This window comes from Mesorhizobium cantuariense, assembly GCF_042647205.1.
In the GTDB taxonomy this organism is placed as follows: domain Bacteria; phylum Pseudomonadota; class Alphaproteobacteria; order Rhizobiales; family Rhizobiaceae; genus Mesorhizobium; species Mesorhizobium cantuariense.
In genome coordinates, this window is record NZ_JBHRVD010000001.1 from 3399380 (window position 1) to 3412594 (window position 13215).

Consider the following 13215-nt stretch of genomic DNA (forward strand, 5'->3'; position numbering starts at 1 on the left):
GGCCTTCCGCATCAGCTCAACCCCTCTTCATTCGGCAGCTGCGACATGTCGCCGGCTTATGCCGTGCATGAATTCATCGAGCGCCGCCACCTGCTCGCGGCTGAGATGCAGACCGCGTTTGGTCCGGCGCCACAATACATCTTCGGCGGTGACTGCCCATTCGTTTTGAACGAGATAGCGCACCTCTGCCTCATAAAGATCGGCGCCGAAGTTACGGCCGAGATCAGCATTCGATTTGGCCAGCCCCAGCAGCATCCTTGCGCGGGTGCCGTAGAGCCGGGTCAGCCGGCGGGCCAGGCGCGCGTCGAGGAACGGATAGGCGGTTTTCAGTTTCGCCACTTCGGCATCGAAACCGGTGGCCGGGAAATCGCCACCCGGCAGTGGCGCGTTTGCCGTCCATGGCTTGCCGCGCCTGCCGAGAAAACCCTCGATCTTTTCCAGCATCGATTCCGACAGCCGGCGATAGGTGGTGATCTTGCCGCCGAAGGCGTTGACGATCGGGGCAGCGCCCTCGCCGCCATCGGCCTTGAGCACATAGTCGCGCGTCGCTTCTTGCGCCTTGGAGGCGCCGTCATCATAGAGCGGGCGGACGGCCGAATAGGTCCAGACGATGTCCGAGCGCTTCACCGGCTGCGCAAAATATTCGCTTGCCGCGGCGCAGAGGTAATCGATCTCGGTGTCGCTGATCTTCACGTCATGCGGATCGCCGGGGTAATCCTGGTCCGTGGTGCCGATCAGGGTGAACTCTTCCTCGTAGGGAATGGCGAAGATGATGCGGCCATCCCTGTTCTGGAAGAAATAAGCGCGCGGATCGTCGAATTTCTTGGCGATGACGATGTGGCTGCCCTGCACGAGGCGGACATTGTGTACATCGTTGAGGCCGACGACGCCGGAAAGCACATGATCGACCCAGGGTCCGGCGGCGTTGACCAGCAGCCGCGCCTTGATCTCCTCGGCCTCGCCGGTCTGCAGGTCCTCGACCTGGATCGTCCACAAACCGTTTTCGCGACGCGCGCCGACCACTTTGGTACGGGTGCGGACCGTTGCGCCGCGGTCGGCGGCATCACGCGCGTTCAGCGCCACCAGCCGCGCATCATTGACCCAGCCATCCGAATATTCGAAGGCCTTTTTGAACAGCGGCTTCAAAGGCTTGCCGGCCGGATCCCTGGCCATGTCCAGCGTCTTGGTCGCCGGCAGCAATTTGCGCCCGCCAATGTGGTCGTAGAGGAAGAGACCGAGCCTGATCAGCCAGGCCGGACGCAGGCCCTTGGCATAGGGCAGCACGAAGCGCATCGGCCAGATGATGTGCGGCGCGTTCTTCCACAGAACCTCGCGCTCCATCAGCGCCTCGCGCACCAGGCGGAATTCGTAGAATTCGAGGTAGCGCAGGCCGCCATGGATCAATTTGGTCGAACCGGAGGAGGTTCCGCTGGCGAGGTCGTTCATCTCGGCGAGAAACACTGAAAAGCCACGCCCAACGGCATCGCGGGCAATGCCGCAGCCATTGATGCCGCCACCTATGACGAAAATGTCACGGATCGGAGATGCGTCCACAAATTCCTCCAACGATTTCGCATTGCACCATTTTTGGGCTTTTACGAAACCGTGTCGGAATTATTTCGAAATGATAACGAATGTCAAACGAAATATCACGAGAGCGTGACATCAGGCAGAAACCACCTAAGCGAGCGATGTCTCGATCAACTGAACCTCGGATTCCTGGCAGATCTTGCGCACCGATGGAATGTCGCAACGGTCGGTGATGAAGGTGTTGACCTGCGACAAGTGGCCGATGCGCACCGGTGCGGTTCGCTCGAACTTGGTCTGGTCGGAAACCAGGATGACATGCCTTGCATTGGCGATGATCGCCTGCGCCACTTTGACCTCACGAAAATCAAAATCGAGCAACGCGCCGTCATGGTCGATCGCCGACGCTCCGATCACCGCGTAGTCGACCTTGAACTGCCTGATGAAGTCGACCGCCGCTTCGCCGACCACGCCGCCATCGGAACCACGCACAACCCCGCCGGCGATCACCACCTCGATCGAGGGATATATCCGCATCCTATTGGCAACATTGATGTTATTGGTGATGACCATGAGCCCGCTGTGATCGAGCAGCGCCTTGCTCACCGACTCCGTCGTGGTGCCGATATTGATGAACAGCGAAGCATTGTCGGGGATCAGCCTGGCTGCCGCACGGCCGATCGCCTCCTTCTCGTCGGCGGCGATCTTGCGCCTCGCCTCATACTCCATGTTCTCGATGCCGGACGGGAACAATGCGCCGCCATGGATGCGCGAAAGCAGCCGCTGGTCGCACAAATCGTTGAGGTCCTTGCGTATCGTCTGCGGCGTCACATTGAAGTGGGTGGCCAGGTCATCGACCAGCACGCGCCCCTGATCCTTGGCCATCTGGACGATTTCGGCATGGCGTGGCGACAGATACATAGGGCAACCTCCCGTTTTCGTTTTTCTTGTCTATAGTCGAAAACGAAACCGATGAAAAGGCATAAGCCGGCTAATGAAAGGCATGTGACCGTCAAGGCAAATGCGAACGCAAACCAGATCGGACCTGATCAAGCCATTGCGCGAGCGATTTCCGTGATGACGGTGAAGGCCATATCGACATCGGCGGCGGCCGCCTCGAACTGGCCGACCTGGAAACGGATTGCTATCAGTCCATCGACCCTCGTCTGCGTCAGGTAGATGCGGCCATCGTCGTTGATCGCATTGACCAGCCGCAGATTGTGCGCGTCCGCATCGTCATCACTTAGGACCTTGTGCCGGAAGGAAAACAGCGAAAGCATCGGTTCGCTGACGATCTCGAAATCGGGCTCCCTTGCCAGCCGCGCGGCAAGCCCTTCGCTCCACGCGACATGATTGCGGATCATCGTGCGCAGGCTTTCCAGGCCATGGGCACGCAGCAGGAACCACAATTTCAGCGCGCGGAACCGCCGGCCGAGCGGCACCGACCATTCGGAATAGTTGATGATGCCGTCATGACCGTGTGTCTTCAGATAATCCGGCTTGATGGCCAGCGTCCTCACATGGCTTTCGGGGTCGCGCAGGAACTGAATCGAGCAGTCGAACTGCGCGCCCAGCCATTTGTGCGGATTGAAAACGATAGAATCGGCGCCTTCAACGCCGGCCCAGAAATGCCGATACTCCGGACAGATCATCGCTGATCCGGCCCAGGCGGCATCGACATGAAGATAGAGCCCATGCCGCCGCGCCACCTCGGCAACCGCAGCAATGTCGTCGGTGCCGCCGGTGCTGGTGCCGCCGACGCAAGCGATGATGCCGGCCGGCAGCATGCCGGCTTCCCGGTCGGCGATGATTGCCGCCTCGAGCGCTGCCGTATCCATGGCGCGAAAACGGCCGCCGACGGGAATGCGCACGAGATTGTCCTCGCCGATGCCGGACACCCAGATCGCCCGATCGATCGAAGTGTGCACCTGGTCTGAGGAATAGATGCGCACCCTTGCCTGCCCTGCCAGGCCTTGTCTGTTGCCTTGCCAGTCAAGTGCCCGTTCGCGCATGGTCAGCACCGCGGCCAGCGTCGCCGACGAGGCTGAATCCTGGATCACCCCGGAAAACCCTTCGGGCAGGCCGAGCGCCTGGCGCATCCAGTCGACCGTGCGCGTTTCGAGTTCGGTCGCCGCCGGCGACGTCTGCCAGAGCATGCATTGCGCGGCCATCGCCGAAACCAGATATTCCGCCACCACGGAGACCGGCGCCGCATTGGCCGGGAAATAGGCGAAGAAGCGCGGATGCTGCCAATGCGTCATTCCAGGCAGAATCTTCTCTTCGAAGTCGGCGAAGATCCGGTCCATCGGCTCGGCGTCTTCGGGCGGCGAAGTCTCTATGCTTTTGAAAACGGCGCCAGGCTCGACCAGCGGCCGCACCGGGCGGTCGCGCAGCGTGCTGCGGTAGTCGGCGCCCCAGTCGGCGGCGCGCCGCGACCATTGCCGGAACTCTTTGTTGTTCACCCTGTCCTCCCGACATGATCTCTCGCCGCCATCCGTCGCGGCTGGCCTCTTATTAATTAACGCGTGAAATATATGCAACCGCTGGCGAACGTCGCGCAGCCTAGCCAGGAAAATCCGGCAGGCTGGCAAAAGCCGTCTTCAGCGCATTCGACCAGCCGTCCGAGATCGTGCGGTAATACTGGTCGTCCTGGCCGATCCGCTTCTTCAACCCGACCTTGAAGGCGTCCTGCTCCAGGAAGAGCAGGTCGAGCGGCAAGCCGACGGACAGGTTCGACTTCAGTGTCGAATCGAACGACACCAAAAGCAGCTTCACCGTCTCGGCGAGGCTCATCGTCTTTTCGTAGGCGCGGATGATGATCGGCTTGCCGTATTTGGTCTCGCCGATCTGGAAGAACGGCGTGTCATCGGTCGATTCGATGAAATTGCCTTCGGGATAGATCATGAACAAACGCGGCTCGCTGCCCTTGATCTGGCCGCCGAGAATAAAGGAGGCATTGAAGTAGGAATCCGCCTTCTCGCCCGCGGGTGACGAACTGGCGATGACTTCCTTGACCGTATCGCCGACCAGTCGCACCGTCTGGTACATGGAGGGTGTCTCGAGCAGCGTCGCATGGCGATCCGCCACCGCCTTGGTGCGCTCGTCGAGCAGGCTGACCACGGCTTGTGTCGTCGCCAGGTTGCCGGCCGACATCAGCACGATGACGCGCTCGCCCGGCTGCTCCCAGATATGCATTTTCTTGAAGGTCGAGATCGAATCCATGCCGGCATTGGTGCGCGTGTCCGACATGAACACGAGCCCGCGATCGATCTTCAGGCCGACACAATAGGTCATGGAATCTCTTTGGCAGTGATCTTGCCGGGAATTACTGCTCTACCGTGACGGTGACCGCAAGCTGTTCTTCCGCCTGTCCCAGCCGAATTCCCGACACCGGCGTGGCGTCGCGGTAATCGCGGCCGGTTGCCACCTTTACGTAGCGCTCGTCAGGCGAAATGCCATTGGCGGCGTCGAAGGCAACCCAGCCGAGACCCGAAACATGCGCTTCGGCCCAGGCATGGCTTGCGGCCTGCTCGACCGTCGCATCCATCATCAGATAGCCGCTGACATAGCGGGCCGGAAAGCCCATGGCGCGCGCGGCGGCGGCGAAGATATGCGTGTGATCCTGGCAGACACCGGTTTTCAGCGCCAAGGCTTCCTCTGCCGGCGTCGTCGCATTTGTGGTGCCGGGCGTGTAGGCGACGCGCTCGCCGATGACAGCCATCAGCCGGTGAAGCCTCTCGATGTCGGTGCCCTTGCCGATCGATGCGGCGAGTTCGCGAACACCGCTGCCAATCGTCGTCAATGGCGTTTCATGGCTGTACAGCCAGAGCGGCGTGAAGCCCTGGTGTGGTCCCGAAACACCCGCGGTGTCGCGCGTCACCACTTCGCCTGATGCTTCCACCGTGATGAAGTCGCGTTCGCCCTCGACGCTCAACAGCCTTGTGTCGTTGCCGAAATGGTCGACAAAGCGAACCTCTTCGCGCGCGCCTTCGATGGTCAGAGCCCAGGACAGAACGGTCTGCGTCGATCCGCTGACCGGAAGCAGCCGCAGCCGCTGCAACAGATAGTGCACCGGCGCATCGTAGCGGTATTCGGTCCGGTGGGTGATCTTCAGCCGCATGCTTTTTTTCCGTTTGTGAGCATGATCTTGTCCGAAAACCGGTACCCACTTTTCGCTATCGCGGTCCTCCGGTCCGGGACCATGCTCAATTGAACCGGTAATCTTGTGCGATCTCGTCCCCGAGCTTGGTGTTGTCGCGAATGAAATTGGCCAGGAATTCATGCAGGCCGGTATCGAAAATATCCTTGATCGACCCCGCTCTCAGCATTGTCTGCGTCTTCTCGGCCGTTGCGTGGCAGGCATGGCGTTCGCCGTAATCGTCGCCGAGGAATTTCAGATGCTCCGACAGGAAGCGGTAGCAGAAGGTTAGCGAGCGCGGCATGCGGACATTGAGGATCAGATAGTCGGCAATGTTGGTCGGCTTGTAATCGGCGTCATAGACCCAGCGATAGGAGCGATGCGCCGACACCGATCGCAGAATCGATTCCCACTGGTAGTTGTCGAGCGTCGAGCCGACCCAGGAGATCGACGGCAGGAGCACGTAGTATTTCACGTCGAGGATGCGCGCCGTGTTGTCGGCGCGCTCGACATAGGTGCCGAGCTGCGAGAAGTCGAAAATCTCGTTGCGCAGCATGGTGCCGTAGAACGAGCCGCGGATCAGCGCCGTCTCGCGCTTGATCGCGTCGAGCACGCTGGGCAGGTCGCGCTCGTCGATCGGCCTTGCCAGCATCCGCTTCAGCGACATCCAGGCTTCGTTGATGCTTTCCCAGGTCTCGCGCGTCAGCGCGGTGCGCACCATGCGGGCGTTGTTGCGGGCCGTCTCGATCGCCGCCATCGTGCTCGACGGGTTCGACGTGTCGCGCAACAGGAAGTCGGCGACGTTCGCGGCCGTATAGTCAGAATATTTCTGGCTGAAGGTGACGTCAGAACCGGCGCTGAGCAGCACCGAGTTCCATTCTTCCGACGCGCTCTGCGTGCGGGTCAGCGCCATGCGCAGCCCGGCATCGACCAGCCGCGCCATATTCTCGGCCCGCTCGATATAGCGGTTCATCCAGTAAAGCCCGTTGGCGGTCCGGCCTAAAAGCATACAAAAACCTTCAAATGAAAATCAATCATCCAGCACCCACGTATCCTTGGTGCCGCCGCCCTGCGAGGAATTGACCACCAGCGAGCCTTCCTTGAGCGCAACGCGGGTCAGCCCGCCGGGCACGATCTGGATGCGATCGGAAACCAGCACGTAGGGCCTGAGATCGACATGGCGCGGCGCCAACCCCTTTTCCGTCAGGATCGGGCAGGTCGACAGCGCCAGTGTCGGCTGGGCTATATAGTTCGAGGGTTTTGCCTGGAGTTTCTTGGCGAAGGTCTCGCATTCCTTCTTGGTTGCCGCCGGCCCGACCAGCATGCCGTAGCCGCCGGAACCGTGCACTTCCTTGATCACCAGCTCGTCGATGTGTTCGAGCACGTATTTCAGGCTGTCCGGCTCCGAGCAGCGCCAGGTCGGAATATTGCCGAGGATCGCCTTGCGGCCGGTGTAGAATTCGATGATCTCGGGCATGTAGGAATAGATCGCCTTGTCGTCGGCGATGCCGGTGCCAGGCGCGTTGGCGATGGTGATGTTGCCGGCCCGATAGACATCCATGATGCCGGGCACGCCAAGCGCCGAGTCCGGCCGGAACGTCAGCGGGTCCAGATAAGAATCGTCCACGCGCCGGTAAAGCACATCGATCTGCTTGTAGCCTTCGGTCGTGCGCATCGCGACATGGCCGTCTACGACCCGCAGATCCTGGCCTTCGACCAGCTGCACGCCCATTTGGTCGGCGAGGAAGGCATGTTCGAAATAGGCGGAGTTGAAACTGCCGGGCGTCAGCACGGCAATGGTCGGCGCGCCCTTGGTGCTTTGCGGCCGCACCGCCGCCAGCGACTGGCGCAGAAGCTGCGGGTAGTTTTCCACCGGCCGCACCTTGATCTTCTGGAACAGTTCGGGGAACAGCTGCATCATCGTCTCGCGGTTCTCCAGCATGTAGGAGACACCCGACGGCGTGCGCGCATTGTCCTCCAGCACGTAGAATTCGTCCTCTGAGATGCGGACGATGTCGACGCCGATGATGTGGGTGTAGACGCCGGCTGGCGGCCTGACCCCGATCATCTCCGGCAGGAATGCTTCATTCCTGGCGATCAATTCCCTTGGGACGCGCCCTGCCCGCAGGATTTCCTGGCGATGGTAGATGTCGTCGAGGAAGGCGTTCAGCGCCTGCACGCGCTGCTCGATGCCTTGCGTGAGGCGTCGCCATTCATTTCCTGAAATGATGCGTGGAACGATGTCGAAGGGGATCAGCCGTTCGGAGGCTTCCTGCTCGCCATAGACGGCGAAGGTGATGCCGGTCTTGCGGAAGACGCGTTCGGCGTCCTGCATCTTCTCGGTCAACCTGGCCGGATCCTGCTCCTTCAGCCAGCGATCATAAGCCGAATACGGTCTTCTCAATCCGGAGACTTCCGGAAGCATTTCATCGAACGGTGCCAATCGCATACTCCCCTGTGACGCCATTTCACTGGCGTCGCCGGAGAAAATCAAGCGTAATCGGTGATTTGGGAGATACGGCCGATCAGTATGTCGCGCCTGCCTAAAATTGAGGCAGCTGAAATAGGACCTTGATCAGGCTTTGCCTCGTGCCCGGGCAAATGCGTTTCCTGGCTAGAAAGCGCGGAACGTTACCACGGTGAACGTGTCCTTAATGCCGGGGAGAATCTGCACCTTCTCGTTGACGAAATGGCCGACGTCTTCCTCGTCGTCGACGTAGAATTTGGCGAGCAGATCGTAGTTGCCGGCGGTGGAGTAGATTTCCGAGGCGATCTCGGCATCGGCAAGCGCGCTGGCAACCTCATAGGATTTGCCCAGCTCGCATTTGATCTGCACGAAAAACGCCTTCATGGCTTCGTCCCGCTAAACGTCCAAGTCCAAGCGGCCCTTCTGGCAGACTGGAGGCGGGCTTTCAAGCGCTGGAATCCGTACTTAGCCGGCCCGGGCCTGGGCGAAGGCGTCCCGCAGCCCCGCCACCGGCGTGCCGCACGATGCTCGCACTCCGCGGAGGCGAGATGAATATTCGCAATCGCTGAAACCGCGATGCACCACCAAGCGTATGTTATGAAGCATCTTCGGACAGCACTGTTTTTGAAGGAAGATATTTCGCGGGACAACGGAGATAGGCCATGCGCCGCGCCTTTTTCGCATTCGCAGTCGTTCCATTCCTCTTCGTGCCGTCGGCATTCGCCGGTGATGCTGAGATCAAGGCAGGGCAGTCTGTCATCGATGGCCAGTTGAAGTCCCTCATCGCCAATGATGGCGTCACCGCCTACAGCTTCGCCGCCCCGAATGTGAAGCGGATCTTCCCGACCGTCGACGCCTTCATGAACATGGTGACCAACGGCTACCCACCGGTGCGCAAGCCGCGGACCTATTCCTTCGGCAAGGTCGAAGAGACGGCACCGGGGTCGATCGTCCAGCAGGTGCTGATCGTCGGGCCGGACGGCAAGGACTACGAGGCTGTTTACACGTTGCAGCAACAGCCCGACGGTACATTCCAGATTACCGGCTGCAGCCTGCGTGCCTCGAACTCGCTCAGCACCTGAGGCCTCACAGCAACGGGATATCGCCCCTCGCCCAGCCCTCGGTGATTTTTGCGCCGCGCGCCTCGAAGGTGCCGGCCTCGATCGCAGCGCGGATGTCCTGCATCAGCTTCTGATAGTAGGAAAGATTGTTCCAGGTCAAAAGCATGGCGCCAAGCGCCTCCTGCGAGCGCACCAGATGGTGCAGATAGGCGCGCGAGTAGTCCCGCGCTGCCGGGCAGTCGCTTTCCTCGTCCAAAGGGCGCGGATCGTCGGCATGGCGGGCGTTGCGCAAATTGACCTTGCCGCGCCTTGTATAGGCAAGGCCGTGCCGGCCGGCTCGCGTCGGCATCACGCAATCGAACATGTCGATACCGCGCGCCACCGATTTCAGGATGTCGTCAGGCGTGCCGACGCCCATCAGATAGCGCGGCTTGTCATCAGGCAGTTCCGGACAGGTGATGTCGAGCATTTCGAGCATCACCGCTTGCGGCTCGCCGACGGCCAGGCCGCCGACCGCATAGCCTTTCAGCTCCATCGCGCTCAGCGCCTGCGCCGAACGCACCCTGAGCGCTGCATTGTCGCCGCCTTGCACGATGCCGAACATCGCCTTGCCCGGCTGGTCGCCAAACGCCGTCTTGCAGCGCTCGGCCCAGCGCAGCGACAGCTCCATGGCGCGCTCGATCTCCTTCATCTCCGCCGGCAGCGCCGTGCATTCGTCGAGTTGCATCTGGATGTCGGAATCGAGCAATCCCTGGATCTCTATCGAACGCTCCGGCGACATCTCGTAGGCGGCGCCATCGATATGCGAGCGGAATGTGACGCCCTTTTCGGTCAGCTTTCTCAGCTTCGACAGCGACATCACCTGGAAACCGCCGCTGTCGGTCAGGATCGGATGCGGCCAGCGGGCGAACTCGTGCAAGCCACCGAGCCGCGCCACACGCTCGGCGCCGGGCCGCAGCATCAGATGGTAGGTGTTGCCCAGGATGATGTCGGCGCCGACACCGCGTACCTGGTCCATATACATCGTCTTGACGGTGCCGCCGGTGCCGACCGGCATGAAGGCCGGGGTGCGGATTTCACCGCGCGGCATGTCGATCACACCGCGCCGCGCCTTGCCGTCAGTCGCCAGAACCTTGAAGCTGAAAGGCTTAGCCATTGAATTCCTTGTCGTGGACCGGGGCGCCCGGTGCCTGCTTGTCGAGCGACTGGCGGTAGTGGATGCAGCCGCGCATGAATTTGGGCCAGGGCGGCACGGCGATCGAAGGCTCGGTCTTCTCCGGCAGCAGGTCCCACAGATCGGGGTGGTGCCAGCACAATTCATGGCCGGTCGCATCACGATGCTGGCGAATACCCGCGCGCAGTTTTTTCACCTCCGCGATCAGGGCATCGCGGTCCAGGCTCTCAAGATCATCGTCCATCGCTCGTCTCCGCTCGGAAAAGCAGGCTTGCGTCGCCATAGGAATAGAATCTGTAGCGGTTCTCGATCGCATGCGCATAGGCCGCACGCATCGTGTCGAGGCCGCTGAAGGCCGAAACCAGCATGAACAACGTCGAGCGCGGCAAATGGAAATTGGTCATCAGCATGTCGGCGGTGCGAAAACGATAGCCGGGCGTGATGAAGATGTCGGTCGGGCCGGACCATGGAACCAGTGTACCGTTCTCGCGCGCGGCACTCTCCAGCAGGCGCAGCGAGGTCGTGCCGACGGCGACGATGCGCCCGCCCCTTGCTCTTGCGGCATTCAGGGCGTCCGCAGTGGCCTCGCTGACCGAACCGGTCTCGGCATGCATCTTGTGATCGGTGGTGTCGTCCGCCTTCACCGGCAGGAACGTGCCGGCGCCGACATGCAAGGTGACGAAGCGGCGTTCGATGCCCTTGGCGTCAAGCGCTGCGAAAAGCTCCGGCGTGAAATGCAGGCCAGCCGTCGGTGCCGCGACGGCGCCTTCCTCGCGGGCATAGATAGTTTGGTAGTCGACCCGGTCGCGTTCGTCGTCGTCGCGCTTCGAGGCGATGTAGGGCGGCAGCGGAATGTGGCCGACCGCGTGCAGCGCTTCATCGAGGAAGGGGCCCGACAGGTCGAAGGCAAGCAGCGCCTCGCCGCCCTCGCCTTTTTCGATCACCGTGGCGTCGAGCTGCCCGAGGAAACACGAATTGCCGTCATGACCGAAATGGATGCGGTCGCCGGCGGCGATGCGCTTGCCCGGCCGCATGAAGGCCAGCCAGCGGTCCGGTGCCATGCGCATGTGCAGGGTGGCTTCGACCTGCGCCGCCGCCTCGCCGCGCCGCCTGATGCCTTTGAGCTGCGCTGGAATGACCTTGGTATCGTTGAACACCAGCACGTCACCGGCTTTGAGCAAGGACGGCAGGTCGCCAACCCTGCGGTCGTCGAACCCTTCGCCGGGTTTGACCACCAGCATCTTGGCGCTGTCGCGCGGCTCCGCCGGACGGAGTGCGATGCACTCTTCCGGCAGATCGAAGTCAAAGAGATCGACGCGCATCAGTAGAGCCGGACGAGCAGCGCTCCGGCCAGCAGCAGCACCGCGCCGGCGACGCGGCCGAGTGACATTTCACGCACCGCGACGCCGAGGAAGCCGACGCGGTCGATGAGCATGCCGGCCAGCAACTGGCCGGCCACGAGAAATGCCATCAGCGCGGCGGCACCGATGCGTGGCGTGAGAATCGTCGACAGCGTGACATAGAAGCCGCCGAGCATGCCGCCGGCGACGAACAGCCAGGGCTCCGGCGCTTTCCAGTCGAGCGAGATGCCTTGCAGCTTCACCACCGTAACGGAGATGATGCCGAGCACGATCGCGCCCGACAGGAACGAAAACGCAGCCGCTGCGACCGGGAGACCCAGGCCGCGCGCCAGCTGCGAATTGATCGGTGCCTGAATGGCAATGAAGGCGCCGGACAGGATGCCGAGAAGCGACCAGACGGCGCCCATCATTGTCGTTTACCTTACTTGACGTCGGCCGCGACCTTCAGCGACACGATCTTGTCGGGATCCGGCACCGGCTCGCCGCGCTTGATTTTGTCGACATTGTCCATGCCTTCGATGACCTGGCCCCAGACCGTGTACTGGCGGTTGAGGAAGGCGGCATCGTCGAAGCAGATGAAGAACTGCGAATTGGCCGAGTTCGGGTTCTGCGAACGGGCCATCGAGCAGGTGCCGCGGCCATGGTTGGCGTTGGAGAATTCGGCCTTCAGGTCCGGCTTTTCGGAGCCGCCCATGCCGGCTCGCGACGGCGCAAACGAGGGCTTGCTCGAATTGCCGAACTTGACGTCGCCGGTCTGCGCCATGAAGCCCTCGATGACGCGGTGGAAAACCACGCCGTCATAAGCGCCTTCACGCGCCAGTTCCTTGATGCGGGCGACATGGCCGGGCGCCAGGTCGGGGAAAAGTTCGATGACGACCGTGCCCTTGGTCGTTTCCATGACGAGCGCGTTCTCGCGGTCCTTGATTTCGGCCATGTCAGATATCCTTTTGAGAAACAGAGTTATTTGTCGGCGGCGATGCGCACCTTGATCATCTGGTCGGGGTCGGTGACCGTGCCATTGTCCGCTTCGTCGCCCTTCTTGACTTGATCCACCAGTTCCATGCCGCTGACGACGTTGCCGACGATGGTGTACTGGCCGTCGAGCGGCGGTGCCGGCGCGAACATGATGAAGAACTGCGAATTGGCGGAGTTGGGGTCCTGCGAGCGGGCCATGCCGACCACGCCGCGCGTGTAGCGCTCGGTCTGCGAGAATTCGGCCGGCAGGTCGGGTAGATCGGAACCGCCGGTGCCGACGGCCTGGGCGCTAAAACCCTTCTTGATGTTGCCGAACTTGACGTCGCCGGTCTGCGCCATGAAGCCGTCTATGACGCGGTGGAAGGCGACGTTGTCATAGGCGCCCTGCCGCACCAGCTTCTTGATCTGCGCGACGTTGTTGGGCGCGAGATCGGGCCGAAGCGCAATGGTGACGTCGCCGTCCTTCAGCGTGATGATCATGGTGTTTTCCGGGTCGGCGGCAAAAGCCGAGA

15 protein-coding genes are annotated in these 13215 nt (G+C 61.6%); 1 reads left to right on the forward strand and 14 read right to left on the reverse strand.

The window, feature by feature from the left end; translation table 11 throughout:
* Positions 1-27 precede the first annotated feature (27 nt).
* The 8 genes from glpD to ACFOJ9_RS16445 all read right to left on the reverse strand — a co-directional run bounded on the left by glpD (position 28) and on the right by ACFOJ9_RS16445 (position 8516).
* Positions 28-1554 (reverse strand): glycerol-3-phosphate dehydrogenase, encoded by a 1527-nt coding sequence (glpD, locus tag ACFOJ9_RS16410; RefSeq protein ID WP_378979889.1) that lies wholly within the window; start codon positions 1552-1554, stop codon positions 28-30.
* Between the two features lie 126 nt (positions 1555-1680).
* Positions 1681-2448, reverse strand: a complete 768-nt coding sequence (locus ACFOJ9_RS16415; protein ID WP_378979891.1) for a DeoR/GlpR family DNA-binding transcription regulator — start codon at positions 2446-2448, stop codon at positions 1681-1683.
* Between the two features lie 128 nt (positions 2449-2576).
* A complete protein-coding gene (locus tag ACFOJ9_RS16420; protein WP_378979893.1) occupies positions 2577-3989 on the reverse strand; it encodes a pyridoxal phosphate-dependent decarboxylase family protein in 1413 nt (470 codons plus the stop codon).
* A gap of 100 nt (positions 3990-4089) precedes the next feature.
* Positions 4090-4821, reverse strand: coding sequence for a peptidase (locus ACFOJ9_RS16425; protein ID WP_378979895.1), 732 nt, complete (start codon positions 4819-4821; stop codon positions 4090-4092).
* A gap of 31 nt (positions 4822-4852) precedes the next feature.
* Positions 4853-5647 (reverse strand): transglutaminase family protein, encoded by a 795-nt coding sequence (locus ACFOJ9_RS16430; protein ID WP_378979897.1) that lies wholly within the window; start codon positions 5645-5647, stop codon positions 4853-4855.
* 85 nt (positions 5648-5732) lie between these two features.
* Complete coding sequence (locus ACFOJ9_RS16435; RefSeq protein WP_378979899.1) at positions 5733-6674, reverse strand: alpha-E domain-containing protein; 942 nt, start codon at positions 6672-6674, stop codon at positions 5733-5735.
* 21 nt (positions 6675-6695) lie between these two features.
* Positions 6696-8108 carry a circularly permuted type 2 ATP-grasp protein gene (locus ACFOJ9_RS16440; RefSeq protein ID WP_378979901.1) on the reverse strand — a complete coding sequence of 471 codons (1413 nt, stop codon included), beginning with the start codon at positions 8106-8108 and terminating at the stop codon, positions 6696-6698.
* Positions 8109-8279: 171 nt separating this feature from the next.
* Positions 8280-8516 (reverse strand): Lrp/AsnC family transcriptional regulator, encoded by a 237-nt coding sequence (locus tag ACFOJ9_RS16445; RefSeq protein WP_010909609.1) that lies wholly within the window; start codon positions 8514-8516, stop codon positions 8280-8282.
* 278 nt (positions 8517-8794) lie between these two features.
* Between ACFOJ9_RS16445 and ACFOJ9_RS16450 the strand changes: the two genes are divergently transcribed.
* Positions 8795-9214, forward strand: coding sequence for a DUF4864 domain-containing protein (locus tag ACFOJ9_RS16450; RefSeq protein WP_378979903.1), 420 nt, complete (start codon positions 8795-8797; stop codon positions 9212-9214).
* A gap of 4 nt (positions 9215-9218) precedes the next feature.
* Here the strand turns inward: ACFOJ9_RS16450 and tgt are convergent, their stop codons facing one another.
* From tgt to ACFOJ9_RS16480, 6 genes are read right to left on the reverse strand one after another with little or no spacing between them, the layout of a single operon-like run.
* Positions 9219-10349 (reverse strand): tRNA guanosine(34) transglycosylase Tgt, encoded by a 1131-nt coding sequence (tgt, locus tag ACFOJ9_RS16455; protein ID WP_378979904.1) that lies wholly within the window; start codon positions 10347-10349, stop codon positions 9219-9221.
* Entirely contained in the window at positions 10342-10611 is a 270-nt protein-coding gene (locus ACFOJ9_RS16460; RefSeq protein ID WP_378979906.1) for a hypothetical protein, read from the reverse strand. The genes tgt and ACFOJ9_RS16460 overlap by 8 nt, the downstream gene beginning before the upstream one ends.
* Positions 10601-11689 (reverse strand): tRNA preQ1(34) S-adenosylmethionine ribosyltransferase-isomerase QueA, encoded by a 1089-nt coding sequence (queA, locus tag ACFOJ9_RS16465; protein ID WP_378979908.1) that lies wholly within the window; start codon positions 11687-11689, stop codon positions 10601-10603. Before queA ends, ACFOJ9_RS16460 begins: the two co-directional genes overlap by 11 nt.
* On the reverse strand, positions 11689-12138 hold the full coding sequence (locus ACFOJ9_RS16470) for a DMT family transporter (protein WP_378979910.1): 450 nt from the start codon (positions 12136-12138) through the stop codon (positions 11689-11691). Before ACFOJ9_RS16470 ends, queA begins: the two co-directional genes overlap by 1 nt.
* An 11-nt stretch (positions 12139-12149) precedes the next feature.
* Entirely contained in the window at positions 12150-12662 is a 513-nt protein-coding gene (locus ACFOJ9_RS16475) for a peptidylprolyl isomerase (protein ID WP_378979912.1), read from the reverse strand.
* A gap of 26 nt (positions 12663-12688) precedes the next feature.
* Positions 12689-13183 carry a peptidylprolyl isomerase gene (locus ACFOJ9_RS16480; protein ID WP_378987817.1) on the reverse strand — a complete coding sequence of 165 codons (495 nt, stop codon included), beginning with the start codon at positions 13181-13183 and terminating at the stop codon, positions 12689-12691.
* Positions 13184-13215: the final 32 nt, after the last annotated feature.

Excerpts from the sequence above, each read along its gene's own strand:
- ACFOJ9_RS16415 (WP_378979891.1), bottom strand. The coding sequence starts at position 2,448 with ATGTATCTGTCGCCACGCCATGCCGAAATCGTCCAGATGGCCAAGGAT.
- ACFOJ9_RS16425 (WP_378979895.1), bottom strand. The coding sequence starts at position 4,821 with ATGACCTATTGTGTCGGCCTGAAGATCGATCGCGGGCTCGTGTTCATG.
- ACFOJ9_RS16430 (WP_378979897.1), bottom strand. The coding sequence starts at position 5,647 with ATGCGGCTGAAGATCACCCACCGGACCGAATACCGCTACGATGCGCCG.
- ACFOJ9_RS16435 (WP_378979899.1), bottom strand. The coding sequence starts at position 6,674 with ATGCTTTTAGGCCGGACCGCCAACGGGCTTTACTGGATGAACCGCTAT.
- ACFOJ9_RS16445 (WP_010909609.1), bottom strand. The coding sequence starts at position 8,516 with ATGAAGGCGTTTTTCGTGCAGATCAAATGCGAGCTGGGCAAATCCTAT.
- ACFOJ9_RS16450 (WP_378979903.1), top strand. The coding sequence starts at position 8,795 with ATGCGCCGCGCCTTTTTCGCATTCGCAGTCGTTCCATTCCTCTTCGTG.
- tgt (WP_378979904.1), bottom strand. The coding sequence starts at position 10,349 with ATGGCTAAGCCTTTCAGCTTCAAGGTTCTGGCGACTGACGGCAAGGCG.
- ACFOJ9_RS16460 (WP_378979906.1), bottom strand. The coding sequence starts at position 10,611 with ATGGACGATGATCTTGAGAGCCTGGACCGCGATGCCCTGATCGCGGAG.
- queA (WP_378979908.1), bottom strand. The coding sequence starts at position 11,689 with ATGCGCGTCGATCTCTTTGACTTCGATCTGCCGGAAGAGTGCATCGCA.
- ACFOJ9_RS16470 (WP_378979910.1), bottom strand. The coding sequence starts at position 12,138 with ATGATGGGCGCCGTCTGGTCGCTTCTCGGCATCCTGTCCGGCGCCTTC.
- ACFOJ9_RS16475 (WP_378979912.1), bottom strand. The coding sequence starts at position 12,662 with ATGGCCGAAATCAAGGACCGCGAGAACGCGCTCGTCATGGAAACGACC.
- ACFOJ9_RS16480 (WP_378987817.1), bottom strand. The coding sequence starts at position 13,183 with ATGATCATCACGCTGAAGGACGGCGACGTCACCATTGCGCTTCGGCCC.